Genomic DNA, 14,344 nt, shown 5'->3' on the forward strand with positions numbered 1-14,344 from the left:
TGCCAGTAACATACAAGCCGATGTTAATATAGACTACCAACTATGCATTGTCCCCTATTGGCGGCCTCACATTATTATGCATGCGAAAATTAGAACATATGAAACTTTGGGGATTTTCCTACCCCAAGGTGATCACGGTAATTTCTGGAAGGATACCAACCCGGCCAGGATAACCGATGAATCCGTAGCCGCGGTTGACGTAAAGTTTTTGTGATTCGTTTTCATACAAACCTGCCCATTGTTTGTACATATATTGAACGGGGCTCCATTTGAAACCGGGCAGGTCTACACCGAACTGCATTCCGTGTGTATGGCCGGAGAGCATGAGGTCGATGTCTTTATATTTGGGCACCACTTCTGCATCCCAGTGGCTGGGGTCGTGGCTCATGAGAATTTTGAAGGGGAGTTCTTCTGTTCCGGGATGTGCTTCCGTAAGTTTTCCGTATTTAGGGAAATTGCCTTTGGCGCTCCAGTTCTCGATACCGAGCAGGGCGATCTTGTCTTCTCCCCTTTCGAAAATGATATGTTCGTTCATGAGCAATCGCCATCCGAGCTCACCGTGAACGGCTTTCAATCTTTCCAGGTTGGCATGTTTGGCTTCCTGGGATTCCCATCGTACATAATCCCCGTAATCGTGGTTACCGAGTGTTGAATAAACGCCCATGGGTGCTTTGAGCTGATTGAAAACATCCATATAATCCGTCATTTCGGAGGCGCGGTCGTTCACCAGGTCGCCGGTGAAGAGGATAAGATCAGGTTTTTCTTTCATGATCTTCTCAATGCCATGCATAACCGCTTTTTTGTCCATAAAGCTACCTGAATGGATATCCGAAATATGCACGATCTTCAATCCTTTGAATGCGTTGGGTAGATTGGCGAAGCTGAGCGGAATGCGGTTGATATGGTATTTATACTTGTTGGAGAAGCCGTACAGCAAGGTTCCGAAGAGGGTGCTTCCGGCAGCGAGGCCCAGCCAGCTGAGGAAGGCGGAACGGGTGATGCCATCGGATGCCTGTGTGATCTCGACGGAAGGATTGGAAAAAAGTTTCCCGATCACCCACATTCCGCCGCGGCGGATATCGTCGAGGGCCAGGAAGATGGAAACGATGAGTTTGGCAAAGAACAATCCGACGGTGGTGGCAAAAAGATAGGTGCGGAGCCCGCGCGGCCAGTTATCGAAATTGATGAAGGGCATCATTACCAGTACACCTATGACGGTAATGGAAACGAGCCAGTAAAGAACGATAATGATGAGCCGGGTTTTAGGGGAATGCTCCGGAAGCACTACTTTGATGGCCTGGTAAACATAGATATCGAGGACGATCATGATACCGATGATGACCCACCAGAAACCTGAATTGCGCATTGGATTAGATTTTTTTTGCCTTTGTTAAGAACTTTATTTAACAGTCGAAGCCTGTTTTGGTTGCGATTGTTGGGGCTGAAGCGTATTTTTGCCGTCCTGCCGGCCTGCCGGCACAAATATAACTGGGATTCCCTTGGGCAAAACTAAATTTTGAAGTCTTGCCGAATGGTGACAATTTTACGATCTACTAAATTAGGTACTCTACAATGGCCCGAGTAATTGGAGTTGCAAATCAAAAAGGGGGAGTTGGAAAAACCACTTCTGCCATCAATCTGGCCGCCAGCCTGGCGGTGCTCGAATTCAGAACACTGCTGGTGGATGCGGACCCACAGGCGAACAGCACCACAGGTGTTGGTTTTGACCTGCACAATATCCAGCAGAGCCTGTACGATTGCATGGTGAACGGCACTGCCGCGAAAGATGTGACTTTGAAATCCGAGATCCCCAACCTGGACGTAATTCCTTCCCATATTGACCTGGTAGGCGCCGAAATCGAAATGATCAACTATCCCAACCGGGAGAGCGTACTCAAAGGTATCCTGGAGCCGGTAAAACATGAATATGATTTCATTATTATAGATTGTTCCCCTTCATTGGGCCTGATCACCGTGAATGCCCTCGTGGCAGCCGACAGCGTGATCGTTCCCGTGCAAACGGAATTCTTCGCCCTGGAAGGTTTGGGCAAACTGCTCAATACCATCAAGATCGTTCAAAGCCGTTTGAACACCGCCCTGGTGATCGAAGGCATCCTGATGACCATGTACGATGGCCGTCTCCGCCTCTGCAACCAGGTGGTGAACGAAGTGCGCAAACACTTCGATGAAATGGTGTTCAATACCATCATCCACCGCAATACAAGGATCAGCGAAGCGCCCAGCGTGGGCAAACCCGTGATCCTGTACGACGGGCAGAGCAAGGGAGCCATCAACTACCTCAATCTCGCCAAAGAGATCCTGCAGAAGAACAATATGACCAGGATCAGGCAGGAAGAAAGGATCCTTGAGTAATCCGGGACTAAGCACATCTAACCACCATCTGTAAACGCATACAGTTCATGAGCAAAGAAAAAAAAGATAATAACAAGGAATTGTTAGGTAAGGGCATCCGTTCCCTGTTGCAAAGCATTGACTCAGATTTGAAGACCGGCACCGGTCAGTTGAAAGGAGCAGTTGTGGAAGCAGTCACTACCATGCAAAGGATTCCGGTTGCGGACATCGAGCCCAACCCCAAACAACCCCGCCGTGATTTTGACGAGGCCGCGCTCAATGAACTGGCAGCATCTATCAAACTGCATGACCTGGTACAGCCCATCACTGTATCCGGACTGCCCGGCGGCAAGTTCCGCCTAATCTCCGGTGAACGCCGCTGGAGAGCTTCCAAAATCGCAGGACTGAAAGATGTGCCTGCTTATATCCGTCAGGCCAATGACCAGGAACTGCTGGAACTGGCGCTGCTGGAAAACCTGCAACGCGAAGACCTCAATGCCATGGAAATTGCGCTTAGCTATAAACGTATGATGGAAGAACTCAATCATACTCAGGAGCAGGTAGCGGAAAGAATGGGAAAAGAAAGAAGCACAGTAGCCAATTATATCCGACTGCTGAAACTGCCGCCGGATATCCAGGTGGCTGTTCGCACCAACGTGATCAGCATGGGCCACGCACGTGCTCTCATCAATGTAGACACGGTGGAAACACAGCTTTTCATCTTCAACGAGATAAAGAAAGAAGGGCTTTCTGTACGCCAGACAGAAGAGCTGGTGCGCAAAATGTACAAGGGGAACCAGCCTGTTAAATCTTCGGTAAAAGCCAATCTCCCACCTGCCTATAAAAAAATTGAAGATAATTTAGCCTCGCATTTCAGCACCAAAGTAAAACTCAATCATAGTAAGAAAGGTAATGGAATGATCTCGATTGAGTATTACTCCATCCAGGACCTGAACAAGATCCTGGACCAGATTGGTGTTACTGCCAACTAAGTTCATTTTTGATGATACGTTTTCTTCCTGCAATACTTCTGATATTGATGAGCCCGGCTTTTGCGCAGGCGAAAGCGGTTAACACTGTTCTGCATCCAACAACAAATGGAACTGTTTACCCGCTGCAATGGCGTTTGCACGATGAAGTGGAGCTGGCAATCATTTACTATTGCGATACTGTGCCGGTAGCCAATGAGATCAAAGTGGATTCAGGCAGCGTGCAGGCAGACTCCATCATTCCCGTTAAATCAGACACTGCAGTAAAGAAAAAACACAGTCCGCGTAAAGCCGCCATCCGCTCCGCCATCCTTCCGGGCTGGGGACAGATCTACAATAAGAAATACTGGAAAGTGCCCATTGTCTGGGCTGCCGTGGGGATTCCCGCCGGACTTTTTGTATACAACAAGAACTGGTATGACCGTATCCGTTATGCGCTGGCTGTAGTGGAAAACAGAAGTCAGAACAATCCCGATAGCATGAACAAAGTGCATGAACAACTCAGGCCGCTTGTTCAGCGCGGGCAAAGCACTTCCTTGTTGAATTACAGGAGTGAGTACAGAAGGAATATGGATTATTCCATCCTTTTCGGGCTCCTGCTCTGGGGGTTGAACATTGTTGATGCTACAGTGGATGCACATCTCCGCGACTTCGATGTGAGCGATAATATCTCCATGCGTGTTTCGCCTGCTGTGCTTCCAGGCAATATACCCGGAGTGAGTTTTGTATTTACACTTGGTGCAAATAATCGCACAAAAACTCTACCTTCGCTGCGCTAAAATTGAAGCAGCACCTGAATAGGAACTTATGAAAATCGCACTGATCGGTTACGGTAAAATGGGACAGGCTATTGAAGCCATTGCTTTGCAACGCGGACATGAAGTGGTGTTGAAGGTCTCCATCGAGAACCTGGAAGACAATACTATCGACAATATCCGCAAGGCAGATGTTGCCATCGAGTTCACCGGACCGGAAAGCGCTTTTGATAATATCATCCGTTGCATGGATGCAGGGGTACCCGTGGTAAGTGGTTCAACAGGCTGGCTCAACAGGTATGAAGAAGCCAAAGCTCATTGCACCAAACAAAACGGCTCACTGCTTTATGCCAGTAACTTCAGTGTAGGCGTGAATATTTTCTTTGCACTCAATAAAAAACTTGCTTCCCTGATGACATCCCATCCCGAATACGATGTTCAGATGACGGAAGTGCACCATACCCAAAAATTAGATGCTCCCAGCGGCACAGCCATCACACTGGCCGAACAGATCCTCGGAGAGAACAGCAGAAAATCAAAGTGGGTGAACCACAACAGTGATCAGGCAAATGAACTGGTGATCCTGAGCGAGCGCATAGACCCTGCGCCAGGCACACATATCATCAGGTATACATCCGCCATCGATGATATCGAGATCAAACACACTGCGCACAGCCGTCAGGGCTTTGCCACAGGCGCCGTTCTCGCTGCTGAATTCCTGCATACCCGGAAAGGGATCTTCTCCATGAGCGATGTGCTCGGAATTTGATCCATCACAAATTAATTGTGCGCGGATTTTATCCGCTTTCATTACAATTAATGTTATATTTCAGTAAGGAACGTATCCGGTCCTTTCCTTAACCCCAACCCGGTAATTGAGTACATCTCACCAATTTCATTGTTCGCAGTGTGAGCTATCCGCCAGGCGGTTCCATTTTATCATTAACCCAATAACGTTATGAAAAAACAAGTTGAGGAGCAGGGTACAACAGAAGTGCGGTTAACAGACCGGGAACTGGAAGTACTGAGGTTGATTGAAAAAGAATACAGCAACAAAAAGATCGCAGAAACCTTGTTCATCAGTGAAAGAACAGTGGAAACACACAGGAAGAACATTTTCAGGAAAACCCGGACGGGCAGTGTGATCGGATTGATCAAATATGCTTACGAGCATAAACTGGTCTGATATCCTGCATTCAGAAAATTATTTTATCTTTCTCGCCTCGAAATCAATCCCAAATGTTATCGAAGAAAGCACAATACGCTTTTAAAGCGCTGATGTACATGGCTGAAAAGAAAGATAACCAGCCCGTGCTCATTGCAGAAATAGCCAAAAAGAAGAAGATCCCGCTCAAATTCCTGGAGAATATCCTGTTGGAACTGAAGAAAGCGGAGATCCTGGACAGTAAGAAAGGAAAGGGCGGCGGTTATTTTTTCAAAGTGGCGCCAAAGGATATTTCCATGGCCAAAGTGATGCGCCTGATAGATGGCCCTATCGCCATGCTCCCCTGTGTAAGCCTTTATTTCTACGAGCGTTGTAAAAACTGTGATGAAAAACAGTGCGGCCTCCATGACATGATGATCACAGTAAGGGATGCAACCCTCAGGATCCTGGAAAAGAAATCCGTGGCCGATATTTCCAAACAATAATGTCTACCAATTGTAATTAAAAGCGTACCGGCACAGATCTTGCTACATCTGTCCATCCTTTTTCTTAATTTTGCGCACGAAATCAAACCATTTATATGTCAACAATTTCAAAGTCAACCATTGACTTTTCCTTACCGTATAAAGTGAAGGACATCAGCTTAGCTGAATGGGGCCGCAAAGAGATCCGTCTTGCCGAAGCAGAAATGCCCGGTCTTATGTCTCTCAGAAAAGAATATGGCGCCAGCCAGCCATTGAAAGGTGCGCGCGTAGCGGGTTGCCTGCACATGACCATTCAAACTGCCGTGCTGATCGAAACACTTACGGCCCTTGGCGCTGAAGTAAAATGGAGCTCCTGCAATATCTTCTCTACACAGGACCATGCCGCTGCCGCCATTGCTGCCGCCGGTATCGGAGTGTTTGCCTGGAAAGGTCAAACACAGGAAGAAGCTGACTGGTGCATCGAGCAAACGCTGTTCTTCGGTGCTGCCGATCGCCCCCTCAATATGATCCTGGACGATGGCGGTGACCTCACCAATATCGTTTTCGATAAATACCCTGAGCTGGTTCAGCATATCAAAGGACTCAGCGAAGAAACCACTACCGGCGTTCACCGTCTGTATGAAAGAATGGCGAAAGGCACCCTGCCTATCCCCGCTATCAATGTGAACGACTCCGTTACCAAATCCAAATTCGACAATAAGTATGGTTGTAAAGAGAGCCTGGTGGATTCTATCCGTCGTGCTACCGATATCATGCTTGCCGGTAAAGTGGCTGTTGTTGGCGGATATGGTGATGTAGGTAAAGGTTCTGCCGCCTCCCTCGCCGGCGCCGGCTGCCGTGTGATCGTTACTGAGATCGATCCTATCTGCGCCCTCCAGGCCGCTATGGACGGTTTTGAAGTGAAGAAGATGATCGATGCCGTGAAAGAGGCTGACATCATTGTAACCGCTTCCGGTTGCCGCGACCTGATCACTGAAAAGCATTTCCGTGCAATGAAAGATAAAGCCATCGTTTGTAATATTGGCCACTTCGATATCGAGATCGATATCGCATGGCTCAACAACAACTATGGCAAAACAAAAGATACCATCAAGCCACAGGTTGACCTGTACAATATCGAAGGCAAAGATGTGATCGTACTGGCTGAAGGCCGCCTCGTGAACCTGGGTTGCGCTACAGGACACCCAAGTTTCGTAATGAGTAACTCCTTCACCAATCAGACATTGGCGCAGATCGAACTATGGACCAACCATAAGAACTACGAGAATAAAGTGTATGTGTTGCCTAAACATCTCGATGAGAAAGTGGCACGCCTGCACCTCGGAAAGATCGGTGTTGAACTGGATGAACTGACCACTGAACAGGCTGAATACCTGGGAATTCCAAAAGCTGGTCCTTTCAAGCCGGAACATTACAGGTACTAAAAGAACTTTTTAAATCTGTATACAAAGCCCGGCAATTTCCGCCGGGCTTTTTTGTTTTCCACCATTCACTTCGGATTCCCGAAATCCCTTATCTTGCAAGCCTAACCCTTTATCCAGTTAAATTCTAACCCACTCCCCTTTTAACCGGAAATAACTCACAGGTCCAATATTTTTTTGGAACAATTATGCTTTTGTGCAGAATGTAGCACAGGAATTGATAGAAAAGCAATTATTAATAATCATATATGCGCATTCATTTTGTAAAGAATATTCAGTTCACCAAACTGTTGAAGGCTGAGGGCCGTCTGAGAGAATTCAATTTCCGTAAGCTCGGCGGAGAACAGGAAGGAATATTCACTGTAGATGTTGTTGATGACAGAGGCAATCGTATTCTCTTCAAAATGCAAAAGGAAGACAGCGCCTGGAAGATCATGGAGCAACCGCTTCCCCGTTGGATCTGGGATAATGAAAAGCGTCTTCACGACCTGATTGAAGAAGAATTACAGAACCCTACAGCTTCGCATTTCAGTTAAAAACCGGTAAGTTTATGCCATAATCCTTATGGTCAAATTTACCGCTACGATACAGAAGTTTGAAGAAATGGGCGATAAAACTGGCTGGAGCTATATCAAAATTCCTGCAGCCATCGCCCAACAACTTTCCTCCGAAAGAAAATCATTCCGTGTAAAAGGCAGGCTGGACAAACATGCTATCAATGGCATTTCACTCCTTCCAATGGGCGGTGGCGATTTCATACTGGCGCTGAAAGCAGAAGTGCGCAAAGCCATCGGCAAACAGAAAGGAGCTAAAGTGGAAGTGCAACTCGCGCTGGACAAAGTACCTTACAAGATCAACCAGGAATTGCTGGACTGCCTGGCTGATGAACCCGCAGCACAGCAGCATTTCAATTCCATGCCCCCATCCCACCAGGCTTACTGGAGCAAATGGATCGAAAGCGCCAAAACAGAAGCCACCAAAACAAAACGTCTCACTCAATCCGTGATCGCGCTCGCCAAAAAATTCGATTACGGCCAGATGATCAGATCACTCAAACAAGACCGATAAAACGCAGGGTGTGGCAGAGGCTGACTAAAAAGGTCAAACGCTGAATATCGGGGAGCTCACTCGCTCGCCTCTGGCGAGTGAGGTTTATTTAGTCGCCTCCGGCGACGCAGTGCTCGCCGGGAGGCGAGCGACTGCCACACCCTGACAAAAAAAAGGGCTGTACCTTTGATACAACCCTTTGAATAGTTTCTCTGTCTTATCAATGAGCCGCGGCCCGGTCATTCTTCCTGAATCTCTCTGCAATCAACTTCAACTCATTTTCCTTAAGGGAAGAAGTCTTTTTCAATACATCCACAAAGAAGTCAACCTCTTTTTGTGTGGCGGGGCAACCAACATTCTTTCCCTTTGAATCCAGACTGGCGCCGGCCGGACGCTCCTGTGAATCTGCCAGCAGATTTCCTTTAGGATCCAGTATCACCCAGAATGGAATGCCGAGGTCCGCTGCATGATATTTCTGCAGCAGTTCACTGGCTCCCGGATTTTCATCCTGCTTTTTTGTGGGCGCTTCCTTAACGGTGAGATGTTCTACAACATAGCTTTTGTCGAAGAAGGCTTTCACAGACCGGTCGTTCATGGCAGTGTCCATTTTATGGCACCATCCGCACCAGCTGGCGTGAAAGATCACGAATATATTTTTCTTTTCTCTGGCAGCAGTTTTGTACGCTTCATTGAGAATGTCGGATGCAGGTTTTGCAGACTGGGCATTTGCAACAAACCCCGCAACTGTCATGACTAATACGAATGATAAATGGTGCAATTTCATGGCGTAAAAAAGTTAGGTCTCTAAAAGTAAATAAATTAACTTAAATTGAAAGAACAGCCTGATTTTCCACACTCTGTTAATATGTAAATTTGTATAGAACCTATTCTAAAGATTAGATTTGGAATAGATGGATGGAGTTGGTGAGTATCGCAAGGTACCACTATTGTGAACTTAAACCTGACGCGCTTGACAGACACAATTATCAACCTTGAAACCGTTAACCCTATCGAGTTCTTTGGCGTTAACAACGGCAAATTAGACATCCTCAAGAAAAAATTCCCCCTCTTAAAAATCCTCTCGAGGGGCACTCAGTTAAAATTAAGCGGCTCTCCGGAGCAAGTGGGAAGTGCGAAAGAAAAAATTGAACTCATTGTTCAGTATTTAGAACGCAATGGCCACATGAGCGAAAATTATTTTGAACAGGTCCTTGGCGGCGATGACGCAGAAACGGTGGATCATTTTATTGATCGGCACCCGAATGATGTGCTCGTCTTCGGACCTAACGGCAAAACGGTGCGCGCCCGCACAGCCAACCAGAAACGACTGGTGCAGCAGGCGGAACGCAACGATATCGTTTTCGCCATCGGCCCTGCCGGTACCGGTAAAACCTATACTGCTGTTGCGATGGCAGTACGGGCACTCAAGAACAAGCAGGTGAAAAAGATCATCCTTACCAGGCCCGCTGTAGAAGCAGGTGAAAGCCTCGGCTTCCTGCCCGGCGACCTGAAAGAGAAGATCGATCCATACCTGCGTCCTCTTTACGATGCGCTGGACGATATGATCCCTGCAGACAAACTCGGCTATTACATGAGCACACGTGTGATCGAGATCGCACCACTGGCCTACATGCGTGGCCGTACGCTGGACCATGCCTTCATCATCCTCGATGAAGCGCAGAATGCCACCGACCTGCAACTCAAAATGTTCCTCACCCGTATCGGCGCCAATGCAAAAGCCATCATCACCGGCGATATGACGCAGGTTGACCTTCCCAAGAACCAGCGAAGCGGCCTCGAAAAGGCAGTACGCATCCTGAAAAATGTGGATGGCATCGGTCATATCGAACTGGATGAGGAAGACGTGGTGCGTCACCGCCTCGTGAAAGCCATTATCAAGGCCTACAATCTTGAAGCGGAACAAAACCCGGAACAGTCGACCAACTGGCGCCAGCAGCGTCACAGACTGGACGAAAAGAGTCCCGATTAACCTTTTTGATCTCCCATATCAGCCCGCCGGCCAAAAGCCCGCGGGCTTTTTTCTGCCCCTTTTTCGCCTATTCGCCTACAACCGTTATTTTTGTACATTATGATGAAATATCTTCTATTACCCGTTCTGGCCCTTATCTGCTGGAGCTGCAATCAACAGGACAGCTATACGAAGGCTACAGACGCCCAGGATGCAGGCAGGGAGTTCATCCGCGCCTCACTGGACGGAGATCTCAAAAAAGCAAAATTCTACCTGCTGAAAGATTCCGCCAACCTGGACCTGCTGGACACCTGGAAGAGAAAACATTATGATCAGCTCAGCCCTGAAGACCGCCGTCAATACCGGGACGCCCAGATCAGGCCCGTGAGCATTGAACCGGTCAACGATTCACTGGTGAACTACGTATACACCAACAGCTTCAAGGAAAAAGACACTACCGTACTTGCTGTTGTGAAAGTAAATGATGAATGGCTCGTTGATTTTAAACAGGTGCATAGCTTCAAACATTAAGCCCTGCTGATATATAGCCCTCCACCATCTCTGCGATTGCTTATGAAAATTTATCCGGCTTTCAATGTCAATTAAGCTGCGTTGCAGCCCGTATTTATAAACTGAAGAAGATAACCTAAGAAGTAGTATGTTAACTGTTTCCCATCCATGGCATGGCGTTCCTTATGGAGACAATGCCCCCCGTGTAGTAAATGCTGTGATCGAAATTCCTCAGGGCTCCAGGGCCAAATATGAGATCGATAAAGAGAGCGGCCTCCTGAAACTGGACCGCGTGATCTATTCCTCTTTCTACTATCCCTGTAACTACGGATTCATTCCGCAGACATATGGTGATGATAAGGATCCACTGGACATCCTGGTGATCACCTCACTGCCCGTGCAGGCACTCTGTATCATGGAAGCTAAAGTAGTTGGCGTAATGCAGATGATCGATAACGGAGATGGCGACGATAAGATCATTGCCGTGGCAGCCAACGATCCCGGCGTGAACCACTATAACAATATGGAAGAACTGCCTCCTCACTTCTTCAGTGAGTTGCGTCACTTCTTCGAAGAATACAAAAGACTGGAAAACAAAAAAGTGATCGTTGAGGAATTTGGCGATAAATCCACTGCCCTCAAAGTGATCCAGGAAGCCGTTGAATCTTACAAAGAACATTTTCGTAAATAAACACGATGCGCTAACTTTCACTGATTGAACTTACAAACTCGCAATATGGCAACCCAGGAAATCATCACCCTGGCGGTGATAGGACTGGCTGCCGGTATTCTCAGCGGATTGATAGGTGTGGGAGGAGGCGTTATCATGGTACCGGCGCTGGCATTCTTCATGCATTATTCACAGCACCAGGCTCAGGGCACTTCATTGGGTGTGCTGACCCTGCCTGTGGCGGCGCTGGCTTTTTTCAAATATTATACGGAATGTAAAAAGATGGGCACGCCCATCGAACCCAAAGTGGTATTGATGCTGGCCGCAGGATTTGCCATTGGCGGACTCATCGGCAGCAGCATGGCCGTGAAGATCGATAAAGACATGCTCAAAAAGATCTTCGGTGTGATCATGCTGTATACTGCATTCAAACTCTTCGGATGGGACCTCCTCATCATCCGCTGGGTGAAAGCATTGTTCTAAATTTTCTCGAAATATCTCCGCACCATCCTCAGCTTATGCGTTCGCTGTCCGGTTTCCGCATGAATGATGCCTGCATTATCGATCTTGTCTATCCGCACTTTTCCCGAAGCATGAATGATCTCTTCCTGGTTCAGCATAATGCCCACATGCGTGATCCTGCCTTCATCGTTATCAAAAAATGCAAGGTCTCCGCATCGCGCTTCCTGCAGAAAACCAACCAGGCTGCCCTGCGTGGCCTGCTGGTAAGCATCCCGCAATAATTTATAGTTGAAGAAACGAAAAACCGATTGGCTGAACCCGCTGCAATCGATACCGAATATGGACCGGCCACCCCAGAGGTAAGCAGTATTCAGATAGCGCATAGCCCTGGCCGTGATCGCTTCTGCAGAAACAACGGCTGTGCCTGCATGCCAGGGACTGGCCAGTTGATATCGAAGTTTGTAATGTCCCAACTGCAATTCCTCGCCGGCAGGCGCAATCACTACGGCTCCCATTGGCACATGCGCCTCCATACCGTTGATGAGTACACGATCTGTATAATCCCCCACCAGAACCTGGCTTTGCTGATCACCGGGCAATTTTGCCATCAACTCCAGCTGGCTGCGCTGACACCATCCTTCATAATCATCATACAATGTTTTGAGTTTGATGAAGTCCTTTCGCTCCTCCAGCACTTCACCGCATTCGCCCAGTAACAACTGGCTCACCATCTCGCTGCGATGACTATCGGTTGCCCGAAGGGGTGATACCGGGACTATACAAACAGCGTATTGCATAAATGTATTTTTTACTAAGCTAATAAATTCTCAGCAACGGAGTGCGGCCAGTCAGCCAGTCGCTCGCCTCCGGCGAGTGACTTCTATTTAGTCGCCTCCGGCGACGCGGTGTTCGCCGGAGGCGAACCAATACGGGTCACTCGCCGGAGGCGAGCGACTGGCTGACTGGCCGCACTCCCTTATGAAATTTTTGCCGCCCTGCATCATATCAGGGAAAATAGCTAATTTTCAGACGGTGAACCAGGACCAATTTGCACATATCACAGACCAGGAATTACTCGGTAAATACTATGCCGGGCAAAACAACTATTGGCTTGGATTACTCCTGCAAAGGTATACCATGCTGCTCTTCGGTGTGTGCATGAAATACCTGAAGAATGAAGAGGAAGCCCGTGATGGCGTACAGCAGGTATTCCTCAAAGTGATCCAGGAACTGCCAAAATACAAAGTGGACTATTTCAAATCCTGGCTCTACATGGTAGCCAAGAATTATTGTCTCATGAAACTGCGCTCCAAAAACGGCAAGACCACCGAGATCAAAGAGACCATGGTGGCCACACCCGCGGAAGACAGCAGCATGCAGAACCACCTGGAAAAAGACCGTCAGCTTGAATTGATGAGCGAATCCCTGGATGAACTCAGCAAAGAGCAAAAACTCTGCGTAACTTTGTTCTATCTCGACAAAAAAAGTTACCAGGAGATTGCCGACCAGACAGGCTTTTCCATGATGCAGGTAAAAAGCTATATCCAGAACGGAAAGCGCAACCTGAAAATAAACATGGAAAAGAAACTAAAACATTAGATAAAGGCGGGATAACCGAAAACAATGAGCCGCGACCTGTTCAACATATTATCGAATTCAAACAAAGACATCGACAATCAAAAGTTGATGGATTACCTCGCAGGCAAACTGTCCGAGCAGGACAAGCATGAAGTGGAAGCCTGGATGCTCGATAATGATTTCGAGAATGAAGCCATCGAAGGATTGCTGCAGGTGAACGGTAATAAGAAGATCGATAATTACGTTGACCAGCTCAACAAGGACCTCAATCAATACATTCAGAAAAAGAAGAAACAGCGCGAGAAGAGAAAGATCCAGGATGCGCCCTGGGTATATATTGCCATTGTGCTCATCCTGCTGCTGGCAGTGGTGGCCTATATCGTGATCAAAAAATTAAATACGCCTTAGTAATTCACTTTTCCTGGCAGCTGCGCATATTCCTCAAATAGTTTTATCGCATCGTTCCTTCCAAACTCATTCATCAGGATCTGCCTGGATTCATATGGCAGTGTAAGTTCTTCGTAAATGAAGGAATCGTCAAAACCCGCCTGTTGGGCATCGTGGCGATTAGCCGCAAAGAATACGCGTTTCGGTCTTGCCCAGTAGATGGCGCCAAGACACATGGGACAAGGCTCACAGCTCGTGTACACTTCACAATCTGTCAACTGAAAACTGCCCAGATTTTTGCAGGCATCGCGGATAGCCACCACTTCTGCATGTGCAGTTGGATCATTATCACCTATCACGGAATTACACCCCTTTCCCACGATCTCTTCTCCAAGTACGATCACGCAGCCAAAAGGTCCGCCTTTCCCCTGCAACATGCCCTCCCTGGCCATATCAATGGCTGCCTGCATAAATCGCTGTTCCCTTGTGTTCATATCCGGATCTTTGACTCAAATGTACAAAATCGAAGAAAGCCCTATCTTGTATATTATTAA

At 47.6% G+C, this 14,344-nt stretch carries 19 protein-coding genes; 15 read left to right on the top strand and 4 right to left on the bottom strand.

Features of this window, described 5'->3' with window-relative positions; translation table 11 throughout:
* Positions 1–118: 118 nt before the first annotated feature.
* Complete coding sequence (locus D9Y29_RS16160) at positions 119–1,366, bottom strand: metallophosphoesterase (RefSeq protein ID WP_127130043.1); 1,248 nt, start codon at positions 1,364–1,366, stop codon at positions 119–121.
* 206 nt (positions 1,367–1,572) lie between these two features.
* On the opposite strand from D9Y29_RS16160, the gene D9Y29_RS16165 reads away from it, so the two are divergent.
* The 9 genes from D9Y29_RS16165 to D9Y29_RS16205 all read left to right on the top strand — a co-directional run bounded on the left by D9Y29_RS16165 (position 1,573) and on the right by D9Y29_RS16205 (position 8,235).
* Positions 1,573–2,373, top strand: coding sequence for a ParA family protein (locus D9Y29_RS16165; RefSeq protein ID WP_127130045.1), 801 nt, complete (start codon positions 1,573–1,575; stop codon positions 2,371–2,373).
* 47 nt (positions 2,374–2,420) lie between these two features.
* Positions 2,421–3,344, top strand: a complete 924-nt coding sequence (locus D9Y29_RS16170; RefSeq protein ID WP_127130047.1) for a ParB/RepB/Spo0J family partition protein — start codon at positions 2,421–2,423, stop codon at positions 3,342–3,344.
* An 11-nt stretch (positions 3,345–3,355) separates the two neighbouring features.
* Complete coding sequence (locus tag D9Y29_RS16175) at positions 3,356–4,120, top strand: DUF5683 domain-containing protein (RefSeq protein ID WP_127130049.1); 765 nt, start codon at positions 3,356–3,358, stop codon at positions 4,118–4,120.
* A 28-nt stretch (positions 4,121–4,148) separates the two neighbouring features.
* Positions 4,149–4,865 carry a 4-hydroxy-tetrahydrodipicolinate reductase gene (gene dapB, locus D9Y29_RS16180; RefSeq protein ID WP_127130051.1) on the top strand — a complete coding sequence of 239 codons (717 nt, stop codon included), beginning with the start codon at positions 4,149–4,151 and terminating at the stop codon, positions 4,863–4,865.
* Positions 4,866–5,054: 189 nt separating this feature from the next.
* Entirely contained in the window at positions 5,055–5,282 is a 228-nt protein-coding gene (locus D9Y29_RS16185; RefSeq protein ID WP_127130053.1) for a response regulator transcription factor, read from the top strand.
* 53 nt (positions 5,283–5,335) lie between these two features.
* Complete coding sequence (locus D9Y29_RS16190; protein ID WP_127130055.1) at positions 5,336–5,746, top strand: RrF2 family transcriptional regulator; 411 nt, start codon at positions 5,336–5,338, stop codon at positions 5,744–5,746.
* A gap of 95 nt (positions 5,747–5,841) precedes the next feature.
* Positions 5,842–7,170: an adenosylhomocysteinase gene (gene ahcY, locus D9Y29_RS16195; protein WP_127130057.1), complete on the top strand. Its 1,329-nt coding sequence runs from the start codon at positions 5,842–5,844 to the stop codon at positions 7,168–7,170.
* 245 nt (positions 7,171–7,415) lie between these two features.
* On the top strand, positions 7,416–7,703 hold the full coding sequence (locus D9Y29_RS16200) for a hypothetical protein (protein WP_127130059.1): 288 nt from the start codon (positions 7,416–7,418) through the stop codon (positions 7,701–7,703).
* 28 nt (positions 7,704–7,731) lie between these two features.
* Positions 7,732–8,235: a YdeI/OmpD-associated family protein gene (locus tag D9Y29_RS16205; RefSeq protein WP_127130061.1), complete on the top strand. Its 504-nt coding sequence runs from the start codon at positions 7,732–7,734 to the stop codon at positions 8,233–8,235.
* 199 nt (positions 8,236–8,434) lie between these two features.
* Here D9Y29_RS16205 and D9Y29_RS16210 read toward each other — a convergent pair whose 3' ends face one another.
* Positions 8,435–8,998 carry a thioredoxin family protein gene (locus tag D9Y29_RS16210; RefSeq protein ID WP_127130063.1) on the bottom strand — a complete coding sequence of 188 codons (564 nt, stop codon included), beginning with the start codon at positions 8,996–8,998 and terminating at the stop codon, positions 8,435–8,437.
* 186 nt (positions 8,999–9,184) lie between these two features.
* Between D9Y29_RS16210 and D9Y29_RS16215 the strand changes: the two genes are divergently transcribed.
* The 4 genes from D9Y29_RS16215 to D9Y29_RS16230 all read left to right on the top strand — a co-directional run bounded on the left by D9Y29_RS16215 (position 9,185) and on the right by D9Y29_RS16230 (position 11,846).
* A complete protein-coding gene (locus D9Y29_RS16215) occupies positions 9,185–10,204 on the top strand; it encodes a PhoH family protein (protein ID WP_127130065.1) in 1,020 nt (339 codons plus the stop codon).
* 99 nt (positions 10,205–10,303) lie between these two features.
* Complete coding sequence (locus D9Y29_RS16220) at positions 10,304–10,714, top strand: hypothetical protein (protein ID WP_127130067.1); 411 nt, start codon at positions 10,304–10,306, stop codon at positions 10,712–10,714.
* A gap of 127 nt (positions 10,715–10,841) precedes the next feature.
* Positions 10,842–11,384: an inorganic diphosphatase gene (locus D9Y29_RS16225; RefSeq protein WP_127130069.1), complete on the top strand. Its 543-nt coding sequence runs from the start codon at positions 10,842–10,844 to the stop codon at positions 11,382–11,384.
* 45 nt (positions 11,385–11,429) lie between these two features.
* On the top strand, positions 11,430–11,846 hold the full coding sequence (locus D9Y29_RS16230) for a sulfite exporter TauE/SafE family protein (RefSeq protein ID WP_127130071.1): 417 nt from the start codon (positions 11,430–11,432) through the stop codon (positions 11,844–11,846).
* On the opposite strand, the gene D9Y29_RS16235 is transcribed toward D9Y29_RS16230, so the two are convergent.
* Entirely contained in the window at positions 11,843–12,622 is a 780-nt protein-coding gene (locus tag D9Y29_RS16235; protein WP_127130073.1) for a C40 family peptidase, read from the bottom strand. The two genes, D9Y29_RS16230 and D9Y29_RS16235, sit on opposite strands and share 4 nt — an antisense overlap.
* A 235-nt stretch (positions 12,623–12,857) precedes the next feature.
* On the opposite strand from D9Y29_RS16235, the gene D9Y29_RS16240 reads away from it, so the two are divergent.
* On the top strand, positions 12,858–13,424 hold the full coding sequence (locus tag D9Y29_RS16240; protein ID WP_241237957.1) for an RNA polymerase sigma factor: 567 nt from the start codon (positions 12,858–12,860) through the stop codon (positions 13,422–13,424).
* A gap of 24 nt (positions 13,425–13,448) precedes the next feature.
* Positions 13,449–13,811 (top strand): hypothetical protein, encoded by a 363-nt coding sequence (locus D9Y29_RS16245; protein ID WP_127130077.1) that lies wholly within the window; start codon positions 13,449–13,451, stop codon positions 13,809–13,811.
* Here the strand turns inward: D9Y29_RS16245 and D9Y29_RS16250 are convergent.
* Positions 13,808–14,284, bottom strand: coding sequence for a nucleoside deaminase (locus tag D9Y29_RS16250; RefSeq protein ID WP_127130079.1), 477 nt, complete (start codon positions 14,282–14,284; stop codon positions 13,808–13,810). The two genes, D9Y29_RS16245 and D9Y29_RS16250, sit on opposite strands and share 4 nt — an antisense overlap.
* Positions 14,285–14,344: the final 60 nt, after the last annotated feature.

Source organism: Pseudoflavitalea rhizosphaerae (assembly GCF_003991355.1).
Lineage (GTDB): Bacteria > Bacteroidota > Bacteroidia > Chitinophagales > Chitinophagaceae > Pseudobacter > Pseudobacter rhizosphaerae.

Bases quoted from the DNA above. Each gene is read 5' to 3' on its own strand.
- D9Y29_RS16160 (WP_127130043.1), bottom strand. From the start codon at position 1,366: ATGCGCAATTCAGGTTTCTGGTGGGTCATCATCGGTATCATGATCGTC.
- D9Y29_RS16165 (WP_127130045.1), top strand. From the start codon at position 1,573: ATGGCCCGAGTAATTGGAGTTGCAAATCAAAAAGGGGGAGTTGGAAAA.
- D9Y29_RS16170 (WP_127130047.1), top strand. From the start codon at position 2,421: ATGAGCAAAGAAAAAAAAGATAATAACAAGGAATTGTTAGGTAAGGGC.
- D9Y29_RS16175 (WP_127130049.1), top strand. From the start codon at position 3,356: ATGATACGTTTTCTTCCTGCAATACTTCTGATATTGATGAGCCCGGCT.
- dapB (WP_127130051.1), top strand. From the start codon at position 4,149: ATGAAAATCGCACTGATCGGTTACGGTAAAATGGGACAGGCTATTGAA.
- D9Y29_RS16185 (WP_127130053.1), top strand. From the start codon at position 5,055: ATGAAAAAACAAGTTGAGGAGCAGGGTACAACAGAAGTGCGGTTAACA.
- D9Y29_RS16190 (WP_127130055.1), top strand. From the start codon at position 5,336: ATGTTATCGAAGAAAGCACAATACGCTTTTAAAGCGCTGATGTACATG.
- ahcY (WP_127130057.1), top strand. From the start codon at position 5,842: ATGTCAACAATTTCAAAGTCAACCATTGACTTTTCCTTACCGTATAAA.
- D9Y29_RS16200 (WP_127130059.1), top strand. From the start codon at position 7,416: ATGCGCATTCATTTTGTAAAGAATATTCAGTTCACCAAACTGTTGAAG.
- D9Y29_RS16205 (WP_127130061.1), top strand. From the start codon at position 7,732: ATGGTCAAATTTACCGCTACGATACAGAAGTTTGAAGAAATGGGCGAT.
- D9Y29_RS16210 (WP_127130063.1), bottom strand. From the start codon at position 8,998: ATGAAATTGCACCATTTATCATTCGTATTAGTCATGACAGTTGCGGGG.
- D9Y29_RS16220 (WP_127130067.1), top strand. From the start codon at position 10,304: ATGATGAAATATCTTCTATTACCCGTTCTGGCCCTTATCTGCTGGAGC.
- D9Y29_RS16225 (WP_127130069.1), top strand. From the start codon at position 10,842: ATGTTAACTGTTTCCCATCCATGGCATGGCGTTCCTTATGGAGACAAT.
- D9Y29_RS16230 (WP_127130071.1), top strand. From the start codon at position 11,430: ATGGCAACCCAGGAAATCATCACCCTGGCGGTGATAGGACTGGCTGCC.
- D9Y29_RS16235 (WP_127130073.1), bottom strand. From the start codon at position 12,622: ATGCAATACGCTGTTTGTATAGTCCCGGTATCACCCCTTCGGGCAACC.
- D9Y29_RS16245 (WP_127130077.1), top strand. From the start codon at position 13,449: ATGAGCCGCGACCTGTTCAACATATTATCGAATTCAAACAAAGACATC.
- D9Y29_RS16250 (WP_127130079.1), bottom strand. From the start codon at position 14,284: ATGAACACAAGGGAACAGCGATTTATGCAGGCAGCCATTGATATGGCC.